The sequence below is a fragment of the Spirillospora sp. NPDC048819 genome, assembly GCF_040650055.1.
Lineage (GTDB): Bacteria > Actinomycetota > Actinomycetes > Streptosporangiales > Streptosporangiaceae > Spirillospora.
The window spans coordinates 1-17,979 of record NZ_JBEZGN010000029.1 but is presented as its reverse complement, the minus strand read 5'-3'; the positions used below and the strand labels follow the sequence as shown (position 1 = coordinate 17,979).

Sequence of the window (17,979 nt, the reverse complement as noted above, 5' to 3'; positions counted from 1 at the left end):
GGGCCACTGGAGTTCCAGGGCCGCCGCCGGGGCTTCGGCGCGGAGGTCACTTGCGCTTGGTGATCTCCTCGGTGAGCTGCGGCGCGACCTGGAAGAGGTCGCCCACGATCCCGTAGTCGACGAGCTCGAAGATCGGCGCCTCGGGGTCCTTGTTGATCGCGATGATCGTCTTCGAGGTCTGCATGCCGGCCCGGTGCTGGATGGCGCCGGAGATGCCGACCGCGATGTACAGCTGCGGCGACACCGTCTTGCCGGTCTGCCCGACCTGGAACGAGTGCGGGTACCAGCCGGCGTCGGTCGCGGCGCGGGAGGCGCCGACGGCCGCGCCGAGCGAGTCGGCCAGGCCCTCGATGATCGAGAAGTTCTCGGCGCCGCCGACGCCGCGTCCGCCGGACACGACGATCGCGGCCTCCGTCAGGTCCGGGCGCTCGCCCTTCTCCTGGACGACCTTCTCCACGATCTTGGCGCCCTTGTCGGCGTCCGACAGCGCCACCTGGACCTGCTCCTCCGCCGGGGTGGCGGGGGACGCCTCGGGCGCCACCGAGTTCGGCCGGACGGCAATGATCGGCGTGCCGGTCTTCACCTTGGCGTGCGCGATGATGCCGCCGCCGAAGATGGAGTGCTCGGCGACGAAGCCGTCGGCGACGTCCACGACGTCGGTCAGCACGCCGGAGCCGGTCTTGACCGCGAGGCGGCCCGCGATCTCCTTGCCCTCGGCGGTCGCGGCGACCAGCACCGCGGCCGGGGACCCGGCGGCGACGAGCTGGGCCAGCAGCGCGGCCTTCGGGGCGACGACGTAGGAGGTCAGCTCCTCGTCGGCGGCCACGTAGACCTTGCCGGCGCCGTACTCGCCGAGCCGGTCCCTGGCATTCTCATAGCCCGGGCCGACCCATACCGCGGCGGCCTCGCCGAGCCGGTTCGCCAGCGTCAGCAGTTCGAGCGTGACCTTCTTGACCTCACCGTCGACGTGGTCGACGAGGACGAGAATCTCTGCCATTTTTCGCTAATCCCCTTCCCCGGTCAGACGAACTTCTTCGACGCGAGGAACTCGGCGATCTTCGCGCCGCCGTCGCCCTCGTCGGTGACGATCTCACCCTTGGCGCGCGGCGGCGCCTCGGCGAAGTCGACCACTTCGGTGGCGGCGTTCGCCAGGCCCACCTGGGACGCGTCGATGCCGGCGTCGCCCAGGCCGAGCGTCTCCACCGGCTTCTTCTTGGCCGCCATGATCCCCTTGAAGGAGGGGTAGCGCGGCTCGTTGATCTTCTCGACGACGCTGACGACCGCGGGCAGGCTCGCCTCGACCCGGTCGAAACCGTAGTCGGTCTGGCGCTGCGCCTTGATGGACGTCCCGTCGATCTCGACCTTGTTGGCGAGCGACACCTGCGCGACGCCGAGCCGCTCGGCGAGCATCGCGGCGAGGACGCCGGTGCGCGCGTCGGTGGACTCCGAGCCGAGCACCACCAGGTCGAACCCCGTGCGGCCGAGGGCCTGCTGGATGGCGTACGAGGTCTGCAGCGCGTCGGAGCCAGCGAGGCCCTCGTCCACGAGGTGCACGGCCTTGTCGGCGCCCATGGCCAGGGACTTGCGGATCGAGTCGGCGGCCTTGTCGGGACCCATGGTCAGGACGGTCACCTCGCCGCCGTGGGCCTCCTTGATGCGCAGCGCCTCTTCGATCGCGTACTCATCGAGTTCGTTGATGACACCGTCCGCCGCAGCGCGGTCGAGCGTGCTGTCATCGGACTTCAGCTTGCGCGGGCTCTCCGTATCGGGAACCTGCTTCACCAGGACGACGATGTTCATGGCCGGTGGCCGACCTCCCTGCACTCAGTTGGCCGCCGAGTTAAGCGGCGGAGGGGCGCCGCCCATGGCGGGTCGACGCGGACATGCTTTTTCGAAGTCACAGCCTGCCAAACACCCGAACGTGCTTCGGAGCCGGGTCCCTGATAGGGCCGTGCACCACAAATGTTACTTGCGAGTAGCATACTGGCAAGTCCCAGCTCGTGAGACCTTACCCACGTGGCCGCGGGATTCGCGGCATCCACCGCGTCCCGAATGCGGCGTGACGCACTTCACGTCTCAGAACCGGTTGACGGCGGTCTGCAGGCGGTCCATGGTGCCCTCCACCGAGCTCTGCAGCCCGTACATCGGCGAGAAACTCGGCGTGAGCGTCAGGGCCCCGACCACCGCGACCAGGGCCAGGCCGGCGAGGACGGTGCCCGCCGCCGCGATGTGCCGCGGCCGCCGCGCCGCCGACAGGAACATCCGCTCCAGCTGCCGCCGCGGGCCGCTGACGCCCGGCGCCGTCCACAGCACCGCCGCCCCCGCCCCGGCGCCGAACGCGGCGGCGCTGAGCGAGTCGATCTCCCCGCCCACCGCCGACACCGCGACGAGCCCGAGCGGGACGGCGACCGTGAACGCCGCCGCGTACGGGACGGTCAGCAGCGTCCGGCCGAACGCCCACGCCCAGCCCCGCGCCGTCGTGCCCGCCACCCGCAGCAGCGTCACCGCGCCCAGCGAGAGGACGAGCCCCGCGATCGGCGCGATGACCACCAGGGCGACCGCGATCACCACGACCATCGCCGCGAGCAGCCGGGCCCAGCCCCGCGCCACGGCCAGCCCATGGGCCCCGCCAGCCGTCCCCGGCGTCCCCGCCGCATCCGGTGACGCGGCTGCGGGCGTGGGTCCGGGCGCGGGCGCGGGTGCAGGTGCGGGCACGGCCTCGGAGGACAGAGGGGGGCCGGAACGGGTGGCCGGCGCGGACGGCAGCTCCAGCCGGGACGTCGCCTCCACCAGCTCGGCCACATCCGGGCGGGTACCGGCATCGAGGTCCGCGGCGGCCTCGACCAGCGGGCGCAGGTCGTCGGGCAGCGCGTCCAGGGGCGGCGAGCCGGGGTCGGCCGCGTGCGCGCCGGCGGCGGCGAACGCCACGGTCGCGGCCCACGACCGGACGTCGTCCGCCGCCGTGGCGCCGGCGGTCAGCCCGAAGTCGATGACGACGGGCGCGTCGTCCACGACCAGGATCGTCCCGGGCCCGAGTTCGCCGTGCACGAGGCCGGCCCGGTGGATGGCCGCGAGGGCCTTGGCCAGACCGAACGCCAGCCGGCGCAGCGCGTCACCCGGCACCGGGCCCTGCTCGGCGACCGTCTCCCCCAGCGGCCGCCCCGGAACGAACCGGGACACGACGTAAGGGGTGGGCGCGGCGGCGTCGCCGTCCAGGACGTCCACCACGTAGGGGCTGAGCACGTCGCGCATCCGCGCGATGTCGGGCGCCGCGCCCGGGGGGAGAAGCCTGATCGCCACGTCGCGCCCGTCGGGCCCGGCGGCACGATGGACGGCACCGTTCCCGGGCCCCAGCCGGGACAGCAGCCTGTAGGGGCCGATGTGCTCTTGGTGGCTCGTTTCGCCGCTCATAATGGGTCGCCACCCTACCGACCGGACCGTACCGGCCGTTGCCGCTACATGCCCGGTATGCCGGAGACGAGTTCGCGGACGTCGGCGCGCAGGCCCTCCAGGTCCTGGCTCATCCCGTCCAGCGGGGTGGTGTCGGGCGGCCCCTCCTGGGACATCACGACCAGCACCGCGGCGAAGACGCCCAGGATGAGGGCGCCGGCGAGCGCGGCCTCGGCGCGCGGCAGCAGCGCGCCCCAGATCCGGGCCAGCTGCCGCCGGGGCGCGCCGCTGCCCGGCGCGAGGCACAGCAGCCCGATCACCGCCATGGCGGAGTAGGCGATGGCCTTCGAGGCGGTCATGTCGGACTTGGCGAAGATCAGCACGCCGAGCAGGATCATCCCCGCCATGACGCTGAGCGACGTCCACAGGACCGTGGACATCACCGCGCCCGGCAGGTGCAGCGGCGTCCGGAACGCCGCCGCGACCGCGTCGCCCGAGCGCGGGCCCCGCCGCGTCTGGCGGCCCTCCATGCCCTTGGCGGCCTTGTCCGCCATCCGCAGGACGAGCACGCCGCCGATGGTGACCAAGAGTGCGAGCAGCGGCACGATGTTGGCGAACCCGAGCAGCGCCACCAGGACGATGAAGCTGAGCACCCGGTACCAGCCGTAGGGCTTGCGGCGGTCCTTGTCCCCGCGGGTCTCCGGGCCCCGAGCCGCGTCGGCGCGGCGCTGCGCGTCCTGTGCCCGCTGGTCGTACGGCCCCGGCCCCGGGCCGCGCTGAAGTGCGCCCTGTGGTGGCTGGTTCGGTGGTGGCTGGTTCGGCGGCGGCGCGTACTGCGGCGGGTATCCGCCCTGGGCGTAGGGGTCCTGCGGCGCGTAGCCGCGTCCTTGGAACTGCTCCCCCGCCTTGTAGGGGGCGGGGCCCGGCGGCGGGACGGGCGGTGGCGCCGCCGGCGGCAGCTGCCCCACGAAGTCGCTGGGTTGTGCCGGGGCCGGTGCGGGCGTCGGCGCCGACGCGGGCGCCGGGATCGCGGTCGAGCCCGGGGTGGTGGGACGCGCCGGGGCGTCCTGCGGCGGCGGAGCGGCCACCGGCATGGAGAACATCCGGGAGTGGTCGGGCGCGGGCTCCTCCACCGGCTGCGACGAGCCGGGCGAGTAGTGCTGGTCGACCCGGGTCTGGTCGGTGATGGTGGCTTCGATGTGGATCCGCCGGGTGAGCTGCACCAGGTTGACCGCGGTGGGACGCTCGGCCGGGTTCCGCGCCATCGCCGACCGCAGCACGGGCATCATCGCGTCGGGCACGCCGCCCAGGTCCGGCGTCCCCTGCATGATCTTGTAGAAGATCGACTCGAAGGTGCCGGAGCCGAACGGCGGGCGTCCCGTCGCGGCGTAGGCGACCGTGCCGGCCCAGGCGTGCACGTCCGACGGCGGGCCCGCGTCCTCACCCTCGATGATCTCCGGGGCCAGATAGCCCGGGGTGCCGATCACCATTCCGGTCGCGGTCAGCCGCGTGGCGTCCGCGGCCTGCGCGATGCCGAAGTCGATCACGACGGGCTCGCCGTCCACGAGCATCACGTTGCCGGGCTTCATGTCCCGGTGCACGATCCCCGCGCCGTGGATCGCCGACAGCGCCGACGCCAGCCCGACCCCGAGCCGCTGCAGCCCGGGCCCGTAGATCGGCCCGGCCTCCTCGACGATCTCCTCCAGCGTCCGGCCGGGCACGTACTGGGTCACGATGTAGGGCTGGTCGGCCGTCACGTCGGCGTCGAGGATCTCGGCGACGTGCGGGCTGTGCACCCGGCGCATCGAATCGACCTCGCGGGCCAGCCGGCGACGCGCCGTGGCGTCCCCCGCGACCGCGGGCCGCAGCACCTTGATGGCCACGTTGCGCCCTTCGGAGTCGGCGCCGAGGTAGACGACGCCCATGCCCCCTTCGCCGAGGGTCTGAAGAACGCTGTAGTGGCCGATTCGGTCCCCGGACGTGACAGCTCCCTTCATCGTTTCCGAAACCCTACCCTCGCCGATCCGGACGGGAAGATCCAATCGCGCATCAGGCGGCCGCCGCGCCGTCGCCCTTGACGGCCGCGCCGTCGCCGTCCGCGAGCGCCCCGGCGAACCAGCGCGCGGGCGGGCGCGCGGACGGGTCGCGCCGGAACGCCGCCCGCAGCAGCCCCGCCATCCGCTCCGGGACGCCGTCGAGATCGGCCTGGCCGCGCAGGATCCGGAAGCACACCCCGTGCAGCGAACCCCGCCCGAACGGCGGCCTGCCCGTCGCGGCGTATGCGACCGTCGCCGCCCACGAGAACACGTCCGACGCCGCGGTGGCGCGCTCCCCCTCGATCAGCTCCGGCGCCAGGTAGGCGGGCGTCCCCACGACCATCCCGCGCTTGGTGATCTGCTCGGCGCCGGACTCGTGCGCGATCCCGAAGTCGATCAGCGTCGGCCGGTCGCCCATCACGATCACGTTGCCGGGCGCGACGTCGCGGTGCAGCACGCCCGCGTCGTGGACGTCCCCCAGCGCGAGCGCCAGCCGCCGCGCGAACCGGACGAGCCGGTCGCGCCGCATCGGCCCGTACGCCGAGACGAGGTCGTTCAGCGGGCAGCCGGGCACGTACTCCATGGCCACGTGCGGCCGTTCGGCCGCGACCTCGCCGCCGAGCAGCCGCGCCACGTACGCGCTGCGGACCCGCGCCTGCGCCGACATCTCCCGCGCCAGCCGGCTGACGGCCTCCGGCTCCCCCGCCAGCTCCGGACTCAGCTCCTTCACCGCGACCTCCCGGCCGCGGGGATCCATCGCCAGGTACACCACCGCGGTGCTGCCCCGGCCGATCTCGTCCAGCAACCGATACCCGCCCAGTCGCCGATGTGTCCCCATGTCCCTTTTGACGCCAGAAAACGGCCTCGCGTTCCCTGTGTTCCGCCCACGGGACGACCCCCGGGAACTCCGGGAAGGGCTGAGAATCAGCCTTCGCGGGCGGCCCGGCGGGCCCGGCGCTCCTCGCGGCGGGTCTCGAACTTCGTGGCGGACGCGTCGAGCTGCGCCAGGAACTCGGAGAGCTCCTCGCGGGCCTTGTCGCCGTCGCCGGAAAGGTCGGTGCGGTCGAACACGTTCCACTTGCGCAGCACCGGGACGAGCACGTCATCGTGGTGCAGCCGCAGGTCGTAGATGCCGGCGTTGGCGATGACGACGGACTTGCGCATGAAGCCGTCGATGCTGTGGCCGGGCATGTGGAACGTCGTCACGACGTCGGTGATCGCCCGCATCGTCTCGTTCGGGGCGGCCTCCATCGCGGCGCCCATCAGGTTCCGGTAGAAGATCATGTGGAGGTTCTCGTCGGCGGCGATGCGGGTCATCATCTGCTCGCAGACGGGGTCGCCGGACGCCCTGCCGGTGTTGCGGTGCGAGACGCGGGTGGCGAGCTCCTGGAACGACACGTACGCCGTCCCGTGCAGGAACGAGTCGCCGTGGTCGGCCTCGTAGCCGGCCTCCATGTGGTGCATGCGCGCCCGCTCAAGCGCGATCGGGTCGACCGCGCGGGTCGCCATGAGGTAGTCGCGCAGGGCGATGCCGTGCCGGTTCTCCTCGGCCGTCCACCGGTCGACCCAGGTGCCCCAGGCGCCCTCGCGGCCGTACACGGTGGCGATGGCGCGGTGGTAGCCGGGGAGGTTGTCCTCGGTGAGCAGGTTGACGATGAGCGACTCGCGCGCCTCGACGCTCAGCTTCGACTGCTCCAGGGACCAGGGCTCGCCGCCCAGCGGCCCGTCGAAGTCGCGGCCCTCGCTCCAGGGGACGTACTGGTGCGGGAACCATTCCTTGGCCATCGACAGGTGCCGGTTCAGCTCCGTCTCGACCACCGGCTCGAGGTCGATCAGCAGGCCGGTCTGGAACTTATCTTCGGGGGTCACGGACATGCGGTTCCTTCGCTGGACGAGTGGTCTTGCCGGACGGTGCCGCCGCGCCCGCGGCACGAGTGGGCCGCCCAGCAGGCCGTTCACAACCTACTCAAGCGTAGGTTCGATCGTCGCCACTCGGCACGAGGTGCGTCAAGTCAGCGCCGCGACAATCAACCCGCGGCGAGTTTTGTAGATCCGAGCAAAAGCGGCGTGACCCCGCTCACCCGCCGCGGTCACCGCGTGTCGGCGGCCTGCTGCCACATGCGGTTCACCGCGGCCCTGAGCAGCGGCCTCGGGACCAGCTTCAGCGCCGGGAACGCCGCCTTGTACTGCATCCCGGGGATGCACAGCGCGCGGCCGGCCGACACCGCGTCCAGCCCTGCGCTCGCCACGTCGTCGCGCCGCAGCCACAGCAGGTTGGACGGGCCGTGCGCGCCGGGCGGCTCGTCCTCGGTGCGCGTGAACCCGGGGCACAGCGCCGTCACGTGGACGCCCTTGCCCGCGACCTCCGAGTGCAGGCTCTCGGAGAACGCCGCGACGTACGCCTTGGTCGCCCCGTACGTCGCGCTCCCGGGCGACGGGGCGAACCCCGCCATGGACGCGACGTTCAGCACCCCGCCCCGGCCGCGCTCGACCATCCCCGGCACGGCGGCGTGGGTGAGCCGCACGAGCCCGGTCACGTTGAGTTCGATCTGCGCGAGATGGTCGTCCAGCGGCAGCTCGGCGAACGCTCCAAAAGCGCCGTAACCGGCGTTGTTGACCAGCAGCTCGACCGGGTCGGCGCGCAGCCGCCCCTCGACCTCCGCACGCTGCCCGGGGTCGGTGAGGTCGGCCGCCACCACCTCCACGGCGACCCGGTACCGCTCGACGAGCTCGCGGGCCAGCCCGTCCAGCAGCTCGGCCCGGCGCGCCACGATCACCAGATCGGTGCCGCGGCCGGCCAGAAGGCGGGCGAAGCTCTCGCCGATGCCGCTGGACGCGCCCGTCACGAGCGCGGTTCGGTACGCGTGTCGCATGGCGGGGATGCTAGCGGCCGATCTCCACAACCCCGGGCAGCACACCCAAAAACACACGTAACGTTTCAGCCCCCAAGTTTCCGGCATCCCGCGGACGTCAGTCCTGGACGCGCGGGAGCGGGCCGTCAGCGGCCCGTGAACTTCGCCTTGCCGGGGCCCTCCTCCATGAAGCTCTTCATGCCGGCGGCCTGGTCCTCGGTGGCGAACAGGGCGGCGAACTGGGTGCGCTCGATCTCCAGGCCGGTGTCGAGGTCGACCTCAAGGCCCGCGTTGATGGCCTGCTTGGCGGCGCGCAGCGCGATCGCCGGGCCGCCGACGAAGCTCGCCGCCCACTCCTTCGCGGCCGTGTAGACGTCGGCGTCCGGGACGACCCGGTCGACGAGCCCCAGGGCGAGGGCCTCGGCGGCCGCGACGTGCCGCCCGGAGAAGATCAGGTCCTTGGCCTTGGACGGCCCGACCAGCCGCGACAGCCGCTGCGTGCCGCCCGCGCCGGGGATGATGCCGAGCTGGATCTCCGGCTGCCCCACCTTCGCGCCCTCGCCCGCGACCCGGAAGTCGGCGGTCAGCGCCACTTCGAGGCCGCCGCCCAGCGCGTACCCGGTGATCGCGGCGATGACCGGCTTCGGGATCCCGGCGAGCGCCTTGGCGAAGTCCTGCAGCAGCCGCGAGTGGCCCGCCGACATCTGCGCGTACGACATCGGGGCCATCTCCTTGATGTCCGCGCCGGCCGCGAACACCTTCTCCCCGCCGTACAGGACGACGGCGCCGACCGCCTCGTCCTGCGTCACCTCCCGGGCCGCGTCGATCAGGTCCCGCTGCATCTGGGCGTTCAGGGCGTTCATCTTCGGACGGTCCAGCCTGATCGTCGCGATCCCGTCCTCGACCTCGACCCGTACGAACTCGCCCACGGCGACCCTCCTGAAACTCGGCGGCGGAACGTGTCGAGCCTAACCAGGGGCCGTGCCCCGGTGACGGGCGGCGCCCCGAGTCACGGCTGTCATGCGCCGGGACGTCAGAGGTGGCTGATAACTTCGGTGACCATGCTCGTCGCCCACGCCACCTGGCATGGCGGTGCGCTCTGCCTCTGGGCCGAACGCACCGGCCCCCACGAGCCTTCACCGGACGTCCACCCCTTCGCGACCTGCGATTTCACCGGCACGTCCTATGAGCCGCTCGTCCGCACCGCGTTCCGCGTCGAGCTGGCGCTGTCGCTGCCGACGCTCGGCGGCCATCCGCTGCCGTCGGCGGAGCTGGGCCCCCAGCCGGTGCGGGACGAGCCCGAACTGCGGCCGTGGCAGGTCCCGGCGCTGGTCCTGGAGCCGTTCCCGGCGATGGCGCTGCTCCAGGCCGCCGAGCACGGCGCCGACGTGATCCCCGGCACCGACCTGCGCTTCCTGTGCATGATCGCCGACGAGGCCGTCCATCTCACCGGGCGCGGCCAGGTGCTGCCCGCGCTGCTGCGCGAGGACGGCGAGCTCGTGGCCCGCTGGCGTCCGGTGATCGACGATCCGGCCCGGTTCCGCGCGCTGGCCCGCGCCATGCCCGCCGCGTGCCGCGCCGCCGATGGCGGACGTCCCGCCGGCGCGGTGCTGCGCGAGGCGCTGTCCGGCCTGGTCGACACCGCCGTCCGGGGCGTGGTGCCGCATCCGCTGCTGGTGTCGCGCCGCAAGGTCCCCGACCGGCTGCCGCTGGCCGAACGCTGGGTGGCGGCGCTGACCGGGCCGTCCCCGCAGGTCGCCCGCGAGCCGCGCGACGACCCCGGCGATCTGATCGCCGAACTGGACGCGTGGGCCGCCGCCGCGCGCCGCCCGTCCGGCCCGCTGCGCGTCTGCTTCCGCCTCGCCGAGCCGGGCGCGGAGCAGTGGGACGTGGAGGACGAGGAACTCGCCGGCAAACCCGAGGACGACGACTCCTGGCGGGTCGAGTTCGCCCTTCAGGGCACCGACGACCCGAGCCTCTACGTGCCGGCGACCATGGTGTGGGCGGGTGAGGCGACGTCGATCCCGGACGCCGAGGAGACGCTCCTCGCCGGCCTCGGCCGCGCGCTGCGCCTGTTCCCCGACATGGCCCCTTCGCTGGACGGCCCCGCACCGGACGAGCTGGTCCTCGACACCGCCGGCGCGTTCCGTTTCCTCCGCCAGGCCGCCCCGATGCTGGCCGCGGCGGGCTTCGGCGTCCTGCTCCCCCAGTGGGCGGGCAAGGCGAAGCTCGGCATGAAGCTCACCACCCGCAGCGAAGACCCGGAGGCGTCCTCGGGGGCGGCCGCGGCGTCGGGCTTCGACATGAAGGCCATGGTCGACTTCCGCTGGGACCTGGCCATCGGCGACGACAGCATCGACGAGGCCGAACTGGAGGAGCTGGCCCGCCTGAAGACGCCGCTCGTCCGGCTGCGCGGCCAGTGGGTCGAGCTGGACGAACGGCAACTGGAAGCGGCCCTCGACTTCCTCCGCCAACCGCGCCGCGGCCGGATGACCGCCGCCGAGGCGATCCGCGCGGTCATCCACGCCGACGATGACGCCCTCCCCCTCACCGGGGTGGACGCGGGCGGCCCCCTCGGCGACCTCCTCTCCGGCGAGGCCGACCGCCGCCTCGCCCCGATGGGCACCCCCGATGAACTCGACGCGGAACTACGGCCCTACCAGGAACGCGGCCTCGCCTGGCTGACCTTCATGAACGGTTTGGGGCTAGGTGCCCTGCTTGCGGACGATATGGGGCTCGGGAAAACGATCTCCGTCCTGTCGCTGCTCATCCACGAAAGGGAGAACGGCGCCCGTCCCGACCCGACTCTGGCGATCCTGCCGATGTCGCTGGTGGGGAACTGGCAGCGGGAGGCGGGACGGTTCACGCCCAAGCTGCGCGTGTACGTCCATCACGGGACGGGGCGGCATCGCGGCGACGACCTCGCCCAGGCCGTCGCGGGCGCCGATCTGGTGCTGACGACCTACGGGACGGCCGCACGGGACGCGGAGACCCTCGCGCAGTCCGAGTGGGGGCGGATCGTCTGCGACGAGGCGCAGGCGCTCAAGAACAGCGGGACGCGGCAGGCCAGGGCCGTGCGGAGCATCCCGGCACGGACGCGGATCGCGCTCACCGGCACGCCGGTGGAGAACCATCTGACCGAACTGTGGTCGATCATGGAGTTCGCCAACCCGGGGCTGCTCGGCCCGCGCAGCGCGTTCCGGCAGCGGTTCGCCATACCGATCGAGCGGGAGGGCGACGAGCAGGCGGCCGTCGCGTTGAAGCGGGCGACGCAGCCGTTCATCCTCCGCCGCCTCAAGACCGACAAGTCGATCATCTCGGATCTGCCGGAGAAGCAGGAGATCAAGGTCTACTGCAACCTCACCACCGAGCAGGCATCGCTGTACCAGGCGACCGTGGACGACATGCTCCAGCAGATCGCCGAGGCGGAGGAGGCGAAGCGGCGCGGGCTCGTCCTGGCGACGATGGCCAAGCTGAAGCAGGTCTGCAACCATCCGGCGCAGCTGCTCAAGGACGGCTCCCGGCTCCCCGGCCGCTCCGGCAAGCTCGAACGCCTCGAAGAGATCTGCGCCGAGGTCCTGGAGCAGGGAGAGAAGGCCCTGGTCTTCACCCAGTACGCCGCCTTCGGCTCGATGCTCCAGCCCTACCTGGCCGCACGCCTGGAGCGCCCCGTGCTGTGGCTGCACGGCGGGACGTCCAAGCAAGGGCGGGACGACCTCGTCCAGCGGTTCCAGGAGGACGACGAGCCCGCGATCTTCCTGCTGTCCCTCAAGGCAGCCGGGACGGGCCTGACGCTGACCGCCGCCAACCATGTCGTCCATGTCGACCGCTGGTGGAACCCGGCCGTCGAGGACCAGGCCACCGACCGCGCGTTCCGCATCGGGCAGACCCGCAACGTCCAGGTCCGCAAGTTCATCTGCGTCGGGACGATGGAGGAGCGCGTCGACGAGATGATCGAGCGCAAGAAGGCCCTGGCCGAGTCGATCGTCGGCACCGGCGAGGACTGGCTCACCGAGCTCTCGGTCGCCGAGCTGCGCGACGTCCTGCGCCTGTCGCCGGAGGCGGTGAGCGACTGATGGACGAGGGCATCAAGGCCCGCACCAAACGCGGCTCGATCGGCTCGCAGTGGTGGTCCCGCCGCTTCATCGACCTCCTCGAATCGTTCGCCGACAAGGGCCGCCTGTCACGCGGCCGGACGTACGCGCGCAAGGGCATGGTGTTCGACCTGAGGGTCGCGCCGCACGAGGTGACCGCGAAAGTGCACGGCTCGGCACCGGACCCGTACGAGGTGGCCCTCGGCATCGAGGCGATCGGCGAGGCGGACTGGAGGGCCGTCGAGAAGGAACTGGCGTCCCGCGCGGTGTTCCGCGCCCGCCTGCTGGCCGGGGAGATGCCGCCGGAGATCGAATGGGTCTTCGCGGAGCTGGGCCTCGCGCTCTTCCCCGGGTCGGCGTCCGACCTGCACCTGATGTGCGACTGCCCCGACTGGGGCGACCCGTGCAAGCACGCCGCGGCCGTCCTGTACCTGCTGGCCGAGGCGTTCGACGACGACCCGTTCCTCATCCTCCAGTGGAACGGGCGAGGCAGGGACCAGCTCCTGGCGGCACTGCGACGCGGCACCGAGACCGAACCCGATCCTCTCGACATGGAGGACGAACCGCTCACGGCCGCCGGCTTCTGGACGCCGCCGTCGGGCATGGCCCATCTCCGCGACCGCCCGGCCGCACCTCCGGTCCCGCCCGGCTTTGTCCTCCAGGTGGCCACTCCCCCACCGGTCAAGATCCGCCGCCGTACCCTGCCCGACGTCCTCGCCCCGGTCTACCAGGCCCTCGCCGGCCAGGACGACGACGGCGATCAGTCCCGCTGACGTTCCGGTCGCACCAGCGGGCGAGGCGCTACGGCGTGTCCCGTAGATCGTCCGGGCGCTGACCGGGCCAGCCGGCGGGCGGCGGGGACGCGGTCTAGGCGGGGAGGCGGGCGCGGACGGTGAAGCCGCCCTCGGGGCGGGGGCCGGCGTCGAAGTCGCCGCCGAGCGCCTTGGCGCGGTCGCGCATGCCGCGGATGCCGCTGCCGTCCTGTGAGGCCCCGGCCGCGGCCGTGTCGCCGTCGTCGTCCACGTGGACGGTCACGTCGGAGCCGGCGTAGCTGATGCGGACGGCGGCGGTGGTGGCGTTGGAGTGGCGGGCCACGTTGGTGAGGGCCTCCTGGACGATGCGGTACGCGGCCAGGTCGGTCTCCGCGGGCAGGGTGCGGGGCTCGCCTTCGACCTCGGTCCGGACGGTGAGCCCGGCGGCGGCGATGCCGTCGGTCAGCTCGTCCAGCCGGGCCAGGCCCGGGGGCGGGGTGACGGGCGCGGCCTCGTCGACCTGCCGCAGGACGCCTAGGGTGGCGCGCATCTCGCGGAGGGTGTCCTTGCTGGCCTGCTTGATGGCGGTGAGGGCGTCCTCGGCGCGTTCCGGCTCGCGGCGCAGGCCGTGCAGCGCCGCAGTGGCCTGCACGTTGATCAGCGAGATGTTGTGGCCGAGGACGTCGTGCAGTTCGCGGGCGATGCGGAGCCGTTCCTCGATGGCGCGGCGCCGCGCCTCCAGCTCGCGGCCGCGTTCGGCGACGCGGGCGCGCTCCTCCGACTCCCGCAGGTAGGCGCGCCGGTTGCGGACGACGCCGCCGATCGCGATGACCGCGACGAACCATCCGACGAGCAGGAAGCCGGCCGCGTCCTCGATGTGGCTGGCGTCGCCGCGGTTGCCGTAGGCGGTCGCGGCCAGCGCGAGGCCCGCCAGGACGACGGCCGCCCCCAGGTGCCCTTCCGCCGCCGCCGTGTACAGGGCGATGGCGAACGTGACGATGAGCAGGCCGTCGGGCTCCGTCAGCGGGTAGTAGAGGCCGCACGCGACGAGCGTGACGGCCGCCACGGGGACGGGGTAGCGGCGGCGGAAGTACAGCGCCGAGCAGGCGATGACCAGCATGGTCCAGCCCCCGGCGGGCAGGAGGGCGCGGTCGTCCTTCTCCTCCGGCAGGACGCTGAGGGTCGACAGGAGCAGGCACCCCAGGACCAGGAGCACATCGGCGTGGCGGCCGCGCGGCGGCCATCGCAGGGCCCGCGCGACACCGCCGTCCCGCAGTCCCGATGTTCGCACCCGTCCATCCTGCCAGGGGCGAGACGGTCTAGCGCAGGTCGCCGTTCGTCATGCCCCGCGGGGCGGGCGGCAGCGCCACGAGGCCCATCTCCGCCCGGCCCGACAGCAGCGGATGCCTCGGCACGACCCGGACGCTGTACCCGAACGCGCCGCTGCGTCCCAGCGGGACCTCCCCGGCGTACCGGATGCGGCCGTCCTCCGCCGAGCCGCTCCGGTCCAGCTCCAGATGGGACGGGTCGATCAGCGCGTCGGAGTCGTCCACCCGGCCGTAGACGGCCTCCACGGCGACGTCGCCTGGGTCGAGGCCGCCGAGGTCGACGACGACCCGCACCGACAACCGCGCGCCGACCTGCGGGCTCTCCTCCCCGTTGGACTCGACATGCTCGACGGCGACGCCCGGCCACGCGTCCCGGACCCGCCTCTTCCACGCCGCCAGCGTCCGCGCCCCCGCGAACTTGTCGGCGACCATGAAGCGCTCGGACACGGCGGCGGGGATGTAGAGCTCCTCGACGTAGTCGCGCAGCATCCGGGACGCCAGCACCTTCGGGCCGAGGGTGACGATGGTGTGCTTGACCATCTCCAGCCATCGGCGCGGCAGCCCGGCCGAGTCACGGTCGTAGAAGGTGACCGAGACGTGGTCCTGGATCAGCTCGTACAGCGCGGCGGCCTCCAGCTCGTCGCGCCGGTCGGGTGCGGCGAGGCCGTCGGCGGACGGGATCGCCCAGCCGTTCTGGCCGTCGTACCACTCGTCCCACCAGCCGTCGCGGATCGACAGGTTCAGCGCGCCGTTCAGCGCCGCCTTCATCCCGGACGTGCCGCACGCCTCCAGCGGGCGCAGCGGGTTGTTCATCCACACGTCGCAGCCCTGCACCATGAGCTGCCCGAGCGCCATGTCGTAGTCGGGCAGGAACACGATCCGGTGCCGGACGTCCTCCTCACCGGCGAACCGCACGATGTCCTGGATCAGCCGCTTGCCACCCTCGTCGGCCGGGTGCGCCTTCCCCGCGATGACGATCTGCACGGGGCGGTCCGGGTGCAGCAGGATCGAGCGGAGCCGGTCCGGGTCGCTCATCATCAGCGTCAGCCGCTTGTAGGACGGGACGCGCCGCGCGAACCCGATCGTCAGGACGTCCGGGTCGAGGGCGTCGTCGATCCAGGAGATCTCGGCCTCGCTCGCGCCGCGCTGGCGCCACGACTCGCGGAGCCGGCGCCGCGCGTCCAGGACGAGCCGCCGCCGCAGCAGGCTCCGCATCCGCCAGATCTCGGCCTCGGAGACGGCGCGCACGCCCTCCCAGCCGCGCCCGGACTCCATCACCGACGGCAGCTCCCGGGCGGCCAGCTCCAGCACCTCGCGCGCCACCCACGTACCGGCGTGCACGCCGTTGGTGATCGACCCGACGGGGACCTCGGCGGTGTCGAAGCCGCCCCACAGCCCGCCGAACATCTCGCGGCTGACCTGCCCGTGCAGCTCGCTGACTCCGTTGACGCGCTGCGCCAGCCGCATCCCCATCACGGCCATGTTGAACACGGTCCGGTCGCCGCCGGGGTAGTCCTCGGCGCCGAGCGCGAGGACCCGGTCGACGGGGACCTGCTCCGTCTCGTTCACGCCGCCGAAGTACCGGCTGATCAGCTCGCGCGGGAACCTGTCGATGCCGGCCGGGACGGGCGTGTGCGTGGTGAACACCGTGCCCGCCCGGGTCGCCTCCAGCGCCTCGTCGAACGCCAGGCCGTCCTCCGACACCAGCTCGCGGATGCGTTCCAGGCCGAGGAACCCGGCGTGACCCTCGTTGGTGTGGAACACCTCGGGCGCCGGATGCCCGGTGATGCGGCAGTACGCGCGGATGGCGCGGACGCCGCCGATGCCGAGCAGCATCTCCTGCAGCAGCCGGTGGTCGCCGCCGCCCCCGTACAGCCGGTCGGTGACGTCCCGCGCGGCCTGGTCGTTCTCCTCGACGTCGGAGTCGAGGAGCAGCTGCGGGACGCGTCCGACGCGCGCGATCCACACCTGGGCCTGCAGGCCCCTGCCCTTCGGGAGGCCGATGACGACGCGGACCGGCGTCCCGTCCCGCTCGCGCAGCAGGGTGAGCGGGAGGCCGTTCGGGTCGATCGGCGGGTAGCGCTCCAGCTGCCAGCCGTCCGGCGACAGCGACTGCGAGAAGTAGCCGTGCCGGTACAGCAGCCCGACGCCGAGGATCGGGACGCCGAGGTCGCTCGCGGTCTTCAGGTGGTCGCCGGCCAGGATGCCGAGGCCGCCGGAGTACTGCGGCAGCGCGGCGGTGATGCCGTACTCGGGTGAGAAGTAGGCGATGCAGGCGGGGGCGTCGGCGTTCGAGCGCGACTGGTACCAGCGCGGCGCCGTCAGGTACTCGCGCAGGTCTTCGGCGGTGTCCTGCAGCCGGCGCAGGAACGGCCGGTCCTCCGCCAGCCGGGCCAGCCGCTCCGGCGCGACCTCGCCGAGCAGCCTGACCGGGTCGTGGTGGACGGCCTGCCACAGGGCCGGGTCCACGGCGCGGAACAGGTCGAGCGTCTCGTGGTGCCAGGACCAGCGCAGGTTGAGGACGAGCTCCTCAAGCTGGCGGAGCGGCCCGGGAAGGACGGTGCGTACCGTGAAACGTCGGATTGCCTTCACACAACGTCACGCTATGCGCTGTGCTCCGATGGTGCGACAGCCGGGGCGGGGAGCCGCGCCGCCCCGACCGTTCCGAGGGACGCCCTTGAAACTGCGCGATTCACCAGGTCACAGGGTTTCCGCGCCGCCAGCTCCCATGATCGGGGCCGGTTGGGCGGCACTCACCCGCGGTCGCCGGGGCGGGACGCAAAGTTATCGGAAACTACCGGACGGTAGCCGCCGGTTCGCGGGCATGGGATGTTTCGGAAGTCTCGCAGGGGTAGGGGATGGCTCATGCACGTCGAGTCCGGAACGTCCAGCACGACAGGCATTCCGAGGCTTGGCCGCATTCCGATTCTGGACGTGGCGCCGGTGGTGGGGTGCGGCCGGTGGCCGGCCAAGGCGGTGGCGGGTGAGACGGTCGAGGTGTCGGCGACGGTGTTCCGCGAGGGGCACGAGATGCTGGGCGCGGCGGTGGTGCTGCGGACGCCGGACGGCGAGGAGCTGCCGGGCCGGCGGATGAGCGAGGTCGGTCAGGGGCTGGACCGGTGGTCGGCTCGGGTGACGCCGACCGAGACGGGGTCGTGGTCGTTCCGGGTGGAGGCGTGGGGCGATCCGATTGCGCACTGGTGGCATGACGCGCAGATCAAGGTGCCGCGCGGCCAGGACGTCGAACTCATGCTCGCCGAAGGGTCGCTGCTGTTCGCCCGCGCCGCGGAGGCGGTCCCCAGCAAGGACCGGCCCACCGTGGACCGGCTGGCGAAGCTCCTCGGGGACGAGACCGTCCCGGTCCCCGACCGCATGGAGGCCGTGACCGACCCGGACGTCGAGGACGTGCTGGTGCGGTACCCGCTGCGTGATCTGCTGACCGTCAGCGACTGGTACCCGCTGGCCGTGCACCGGCAGCGGGCCCTGTACGGCGCCTGGTACGAGTTCTTCCCCCGCTCCGAAGGCGC

At 72.7% G+C, this 17,979-nt stretch carries 13 protein-coding genes; 3 read left to right on the top strand and 10 right to left on the bottom strand.

Annotated elements, in window-relative coordinates; all coding sequences use genetic code 11:
• Window positions 1-46: 46 nt before the first annotated feature.
• From AB0C35_RS31305 to AB0C35_RS31270, 8 genes are all read right to left on the bottom strand, one after another.
• Window positions 47-997: an electron transfer flavoprotein subunit alpha/FixB family protein gene (locus tag AB0C35_RS31305; protein WP_358463705.1), complete on the bottom strand. Its 951-nt coding sequence runs from the start codon at window positions 995-997 to the stop codon at window positions 47-49.
• Window positions 998-1,020: 23 nt separating this feature from the next.
• Window positions 1,021-1,800: an electron transfer flavoprotein subunit beta/FixA family protein gene (locus AB0C35_RS31300; protein ID WP_358463703.1), complete on the bottom strand. Its 780-nt coding sequence runs from the start codon at window positions 1,798-1,800 to the stop codon at window positions 1,021-1,023.
• A gap of 276 nt (window positions 1,801-2,076) precedes the next feature.
• Window positions 2,077-3,411, bottom strand: a complete 1,335-nt coding sequence (locus AB0C35_RS31295) for a hypothetical protein (protein WP_358463701.1) — start codon at window positions 3,409-3,411, stop codon at window positions 2,077-2,079.
• Window positions 3,412-3,455: 44 nt separating this feature from the next.
• Window positions 3,456-5,387: a serine/threonine-protein kinase gene (locus AB0C35_RS31290; protein ID WP_358463698.1), complete on the bottom strand. Its 1,932-nt coding sequence runs from the start codon at window positions 5,385-5,387 to the stop codon at window positions 3,456-3,458.
• Window positions 5,388-5,439: 52 nt separating this feature from the next.
• On the bottom strand, window positions 5,440-6,231 hold the full coding sequence (locus tag AB0C35_RS31285; RefSeq protein WP_358463695.1) for a serine/threonine-protein kinase: 792 nt from the start codon (window positions 6,229-6,231) through the stop codon (window positions 5,440-5,442).
• 119 nt (window positions 6,232-6,350) lie between these two features.
• On the bottom strand, window positions 6,351-7,301 hold the full coding sequence (locus AB0C35_RS31280) for an acyl-ACP desaturase (RefSeq protein ID WP_358463692.1): 951 nt from the start codon (window positions 7,299-7,301) through the stop codon (window positions 6,351-6,353).
• 215 nt (window positions 7,302-7,516) lie between these two features.
• Complete coding sequence (locus AB0C35_RS31275; protein WP_358463689.1) at window positions 7,517-8,299, bottom strand: SDR family oxidoreductase; 783 nt, start codon at window positions 8,297-8,299, stop codon at window positions 7,517-7,519.
• Window positions 8,300-8,424: 125 nt separating this feature from the next.
• Window positions 8,425-9,207, bottom strand: a complete 783-nt coding sequence (locus tag AB0C35_RS31270) for an enoyl-CoA hydratase-related protein (protein WP_358463686.1) — start codon at window positions 9,205-9,207, stop codon at window positions 8,425-8,427.
• Between the two features lie 132 nt (window positions 9,208-9,339).
• Here AB0C35_RS31270 and AB0C35_RS31265 point away from each other — a divergent pair, with 132 nt between their 5' ends.
• Complete coding sequence (locus tag AB0C35_RS31265) at window positions 9,340-12,354, top strand: DEAD/DEAH box helicase (RefSeq protein ID WP_358464018.1); 3,015 nt, start codon at window positions 9,340-9,342, stop codon at window positions 12,352-12,354.
• A complete protein-coding gene (locus tag AB0C35_RS31260; RefSeq protein WP_358463683.1) occupies window positions 12,354-13,145 on the top strand; it encodes an SWIM zinc finger family protein in 792 nt (263 codons plus the stop codon). Before AB0C35_RS31265 ends, AB0C35_RS31260 begins: the two co-directional genes overlap by 1 nt.
• Window positions 13,146-13,239: 94 nt before the next feature.
• Here AB0C35_RS31260 and AB0C35_RS31255 read toward each other — a convergent pair whose 3' ends face one another.
• Together AB0C35_RS31255 and glgP are read right to left on the bottom strand one after the other, a co-directional pair.
• The gene (locus AB0C35_RS31255) at window positions 13,240-14,415 is read right to left on the bottom strand and encodes a sensor histidine kinase (protein WP_358463680.1); all 1,176 of its coding nucleotides are present in this window, start codon (window positions 14,413-14,415) and stop codon (window positions 13,240-13,242) included.
• A gap of 28 nt (window positions 14,416-14,443) precedes the next feature.
• Window positions 14,444-17,044 carry an alpha-glucan family phosphorylase gene (glgP, locus tag AB0C35_RS31250; RefSeq protein ID WP_358463677.1) on the bottom strand — a complete coding sequence of 867 codons (2,601 nt, stop codon included), beginning with the start codon at window positions 17,042-17,044 and terminating at the stop codon, window positions 14,444-14,446.
• Between the two features lie 342 nt (window positions 17,045-17,386).
• Between glgP and AB0C35_RS31245 the strand changes: the two genes are divergently transcribed.
• On the top strand, window positions 17,387-17,979 hold a 593-nt coding region (locus AB0C35_RS31245), incomplete at its 3' end, for a maltotransferase domain-containing protein (RefSeq protein ID WP_358463674.1).

Coding starts and splice junctions, on each gene's coding strand:
- AB0C35_RS31305 (WP_358463705.1), bottom strand. CDS start 997: ATGGCAGAGATTCTCGTCCTCGTCGACCACGTCGACGGTGAGGTCAAG.
- AB0C35_RS31300 (WP_358463703.1), bottom strand. CDS start 1,800: ATGAACATCGTCGTCCTGGTGAAGCAGGTTCCCGATACGGAGAGCCCG.
- AB0C35_RS31295 (WP_358463701.1), bottom strand. CDS start 3,411: ATGAGCGGCGAAACGAGCCACCAAGAGCACATCGGCCCCTACAGGCTG.
- AB0C35_RS31290 (WP_358463698.1), bottom strand. CDS start 5,387: ATGAAGGGAGCTGTCACGTCCGGGGACCGAATCGGCCACTACAGCGTT.
- AB0C35_RS31280 (WP_358463692.1), bottom strand. CDS start 7,301: ATGTCCGTGACCCCCGAAGATAAGTTCCAGACCGGCCTGCTGATCGAC.
- AB0C35_RS31275 (WP_358463689.1), bottom strand. CDS start 8,299: ATGCGACACGCGTACCGAACCGCGCTCGTGACGGGCGCGTCCAGCGGC.
- AB0C35_RS31265 (WP_358464018.1), top strand. CDS start 9,340: ATGCTCGTCGCCCACGCCACCTGGCATGGCGGTGCGCTCTGCCTCTGG.
- AB0C35_RS31260 (WP_358463683.1), top strand. CDS start 12,354: ATGGACGAGGGCATCAAGGCCCGCACCAAACGCGGCTCGATCGGCTCG.